Annotated in this window: 5 protein-coding genes; 3 read left to right on the top strand and 2 right to left on the bottom strand. The window is 43.1% G+C overall.

The genetic code is table 11. The features are described 5' to 3' along the window. The 3 genes from RDS42_RS12885 to RDS42_RS12875 all read left to right on the top strand — a co-directional run. On the top strand, nt 1-437 hold a 437-nt coding region (locus RDS42_RS12885), incomplete at its 5' end, for an undecaprenyl-diphosphate phosphatase (RefSeq protein WP_308784015.1). 80 nt (nt 438-517) lie between these two features. After that, nucleotides 518-2,017: a glycerol kinase GlpK gene (gene glpK / locus RDS42_RS12880; RefSeq protein WP_308784014.1), complete on the top strand. Its 1,500-nt coding sequence runs from the start codon at nt 518-520 to the stop codon at nt 2,015-2,017. Nucleotides 2,018-2,066: 49 nt separating this feature from the next. Further along, on the top strand, nt 2,067-2,984 hold the full coding sequence (locus tag RDS42_RS12875; protein WP_308784013.1) for a hypothetical protein: 918 nt from the start codon (nt 2,067-2,069) through the stop codon (nt 2,982-2,984). Between the two features lie 101 nt (nt 2,985-3,085). On the opposite strand, the gene RDS42_RS12870 is transcribed toward RDS42_RS12875, so the two are convergent. Both RDS42_RS12870 and RDS42_RS12865 read right to left on the bottom strand, forming a co-directional pair. Beyond that, a complete protein-coding gene (locus RDS42_RS12870) occupies nt 3,086-4,012 on the bottom strand; it encodes a helix-turn-helix transcriptional regulator (protein ID WP_308784012.1) in 927 nt (308 codons plus the stop codon). Then, complete coding sequence (locus tag RDS42_RS12865) at nt 4,005-4,217, bottom strand: molybdopterin-binding protein (RefSeq protein WP_177274684.1); 213 nt, start codon at nt 4,215-4,217, stop codon at nt 4,005-4,007. The genes RDS42_RS12870 and RDS42_RS12865 overlap by 8 nt, the downstream gene beginning before the upstream one ends. Between the last annotated feature and the right edge of the window lie 59 nt (nt 4,218-4,276).

The following is a 4,276-nucleotide window of genomic DNA, read 5'->3' as shown; positions in this document are numbered from 1 at the left end:
TTGAAAATTATAATAAAAAAAGACGTCCAACCTGCAGATCCCTTCAGGATATGAGCTTTAAAACAGCATTTTTGATCGGTGTATTCCAGGTTCTTTCAGTGATACCGGGAACATCCAGATCAGGTTCTACTATCATTGGAGGAATACTGGTGGGAACTTCTCGGACAGTTGCTGCAGAATTTACCTTTTTCCTTGCAATTCCTGTTATGGTGGGAGCAAGTCTTCTGAAACTGGTGAAATTCGGTTTTGCATTTACAGCAAGTGAGGTAATGATTCTGATCACAGGTATGGCAGTGGCGTTTATCGTGTCGATTCTGGCTATTAAATTTCTGATGGGCTATATCAAAAAACATGATTTCAAAGCGTTTGGATGGTACAGGATCGTGCTGGGTATTCTTGTGCTGGGATACTTTTTCGGAAAAAATATTCTGGCATAAGAACGGATAATATCTTTTTGGGGGAAAAGCAGGCTGATCGAAAATAAGCAAACAGCAGCCGGAAATGGAGGTACATACTTATGGGAAAATATGTAATGGCAATGGATCAGGGAACGACCAGTTCACGCTGTATTCTGTTTGACAAGGCAGGAAATATATGCAGTCTGGCACAAAAGGAGTTTGCACAGTATTATCCGAAACCGGGATGGGTAGAACATGATCCGCATGAAATCTGGTCCTCTCAGATGGCAGTAGCTATAGAGGCTATGGGGCGCATTGGTGCAGATGCCGGAGATATTGCAGCCATTGGCATCACAAACCAAAGAGAAACAACAATTGTCTGGGACAAAAGAACAGGAAATCCTGTGTATCCGGCAATTGTCTGGCAGTGCCGCCGCACTGCTGATATGATAGAAGAACTGAAAAAAGACGGATTTGCAGACAAAATCAGAGAAAAAACAGGATTGATCCCTGATGCATATTTTTCCGGTACAAAGATTAAATGGATACTGGATTATGTAGACGGGGCAAGAGAGGCAGCAGAAAGAGGGGAGCTGCTTTTTGGAACAGTAGATACCTGGCTGATATGGAAACTTACCAAGGGTCAGGTTCATGTTACAGATTATACAAACGCTTCTCGTACAATGTTATTTGACATCCACAAAAAACAATGGGATGAAGAAATTCTGGAAAGACTTCAGATTCCACGGTCCATGATGCCGGAGGTGAAACCAAGCAGCTGCATTTATGGATATACCAATGAAAATCTGATCGGCGGCAGGATTCCTATTTCCGGTGCGGCAGGCGACCAGCAGGCCGCTCTGTTTGGTCAGTGCTGTTTCCGGGCAGGAGATGTGAAAAATACATACGGAACAGGCTGTTTTCTTCTGATGCATACAGGAGATAAAGCGGTAAGATCAGAAAACGGACTTTTGACTACGATTGCAGTAAATCCAGACGGAACTCCAGGGTATGCTCTGGAAGGAAGTGTGTTTGTAGCAGGTGCAGCAATCCAGTGGCTCAGAGACGAGGTGAAGATTCTGGACAGTGCCCCGGAATCTGAATTTTACTGCCTTTCAGTACCTGATACAAATGGAGTTTATGTAGTTCCGGCTTTTACCGGATTAGGAGCACCTTACTGGGATCAATATGCCAGAGGTGCGATTCTGGGACTTACCAGAGGTGCTGGCAAGGCACATCTGATACGGGCTACCGTAGAATCTCTTGCATATCAGGTGACAGATGTAATCCAGGCCATGGAAAGAGATTCCCATATGAAATTAAATTCTCTTCGGGTAGATGGAGGCGCAAGCGCCAATAACTTTTTGATGCAGTTTCAGTCAGATATTCTGGATGCACAGGTGGTACGTCCAAGCTGTATTGAAACAACCGCTCTGGGAGCGGCGTATTTGGCAGGCCTTGCAGCAGGTTTTTGGAAAGATGCAGTTGAGATAGAGAAAAACTGGAAACAGGAAAGATTATTTTCTCCGTCAATCACAGAAGAAAACAGAAAGAAGCTTTTAAAGGGATGGAAAAAAGCGGTTGCCTGTACCTTCCAGTGGGAGAAGGATGAAGTATGAGTTTAATGGATCCTTTGGTGACGGATCCGGAAAGGCAGGTTGAATCAACATGAAAAATTCTATGAAAATGTTATTGACAGTAAGTACAGCAGTAGCTCTGACTTTTTCGGGATGCGGTAAATCCTCTGAGCCAGAGGCGGAACCGACAGTACCAGCTGCGGCTCCTACAGCAGTTCCTACAGCAGTTCCGGCAACAGCGACACCGGCTCCTACATCTACCCCGGCTCCTCGTTCAATTGGAGAAAAGAATTCAAAATCAAAATATGTATATCTGACAAACAACCTTAGCACAAAGATCCGGGAATTTTATCTGATGGTATCAGGTGAGGATGAATGGGGAGAAAATCTGATTCCTTCTGAGACATCTATAAAAAAATCAGAACAGGTACAACTGTTTTATACACCTGAATCAGACAGTCATGAAGAGGAAACTGTCTCCGAAGATGAAACTGCAGACAGCGAGAATCTTTATGATATGAAAATCGTAACTGCGGATGGAGATATTTATGAAATTTACAGTGTAGAATTAGGTGATATGGAAAAAGCAGTCCTGACTTATGACCAGGATATGGGAGTGGCTTATCTTCGCTATATGAGCCTGACCGATAAAAAGGAAAAAGATACAAAAGAGAATTCGCAGCAGACAGGGGCATCTGACGATTATTCAGAGGAAGATGATCAGGATGATGAAAGCTACGACAATGGAAACAGTGATAACGGAAGCTCTGATGACGGAAGCAGTGACGATGGAAGCTCCGATGATGAAAGCAGCGATGGCGGAAGTAATGACAATGGAAACTCCGATGATGGAGACAGTGATGACGGAAATTCTGATGATGGAAACTCTGATGACGGAAACTCTGATGATGGAAACTATGACGACGGAAATTATGACGACGGCGGAAACGACGATGGTATGGTAGATGGCGGAGGAAGTGATGACGGAAACTATGATACAGCAGAGTAAGGAATGTAAAACAAAACAGAGATTATGAAAAAAAGTTCGTATGTTCATGTGATTGTAAAAATAACACATAGAGCATACGAACTTTTTTAGAATAAACACAATCATAGATACATCAACTCTCCCGTACGGGATGTTCCGCAGCCGTTTTGCATTTCCAGAACGGTTTGGAATTCCCTGGAGCGTACAATGTCGATCAGAGCAGAAAAACCTGGCTTGTTTATGGAATCCTTTTCCATTACAAGGAACATGGGAAGCTTTTTTACTGGAATAAAATCCAGATCTTTCAGCTGAAAGGCAACAGACCCTGAACCAAAGGCGGTATCAGCCTGTTGGCTGATTACTGCATTGGCGGTAGACAGGTCGGACACATGTTCTTTCTGATAACCATTGATTCTGTCTGCAGAAATATTTAATTCTTTTAGAAGGATGTCCAGATACATTCTCCCTGTACTTCCCTTTTCTCTGTTGGCAAGAATAATCTCCGGCTGAATCAGATCTTTGGCAGAAAAGATGTCCAGGGGATTCTCTTTTTGGACATAAAATCCCAGATCGTATTCATAGAGAAGAAGAGCAGCTGTGGAAATTCCGGGAAGAAGGGCGGGAATATGTTCTGGAAGGATTCCGGCGGTGGTGGCATGGACTTTTTTAAAGTAAAGAGAATAAAGTCCGTTGTAAGTATTCAGATGGGAGTGCAGTACCGGAAGTCCGGAAGGATGCACAGACATCTGTTCAATCAGATATTCCAGAGCTGGTGAGGTCTGTCCGCTGATGATGAGTCCGTTGGAATAAAGCAGATAATCCCTTTTTAAAAGAGAGCTTTCCGGCTGAAATCCAGGGGATGAGATGGACGACTCCTGCTGAGAAGCGCTTCCTTTCTGAAAATACCGGGAAAGCTGTTCTTCACTGATCCGCAGCTGTTTACCGATTTTGGAGGACTCCAGTTCTCCTCGTTTAATCAGCTCATAGACAGTCGTTTTTTTTATTTTGAGACGCTCAGCTACTTCCTGTGCCGTGTATAATTTATTCATCAATTCCTACCATAACATTAGTGGCTTTGATCACTGCATAGGCATCAGAACCGACTTCGAGACCAAGTTCTTCTACTGCCGCGCAGGAAATGGTGGCAACGATGATATTTCCGCCGCCTATATCAATGGAAACAATGGAATTTACAGCTCCGTTGTTGATGCTGACGACTTTTCCTTTTAACTGATTTCTTGCACTTAATTTCATGATTTTTCTCCTTATTTTTTGTAATTTTGAAAAAAATTTAATTATTCCTTTCTTCACTA

It is taken from the genome of uncultured Blautia sp. (assembly GCF_902497045.1).
GTDB lineage: Bacteria > Bacillota > Clostridia > Lachnospirales > Lachnospiraceae > Blautia_A.
Note: the sequence above shows the minus strand (reverse complement) of the source record. Positions and strands in the feature narration are given on the sequence as shown.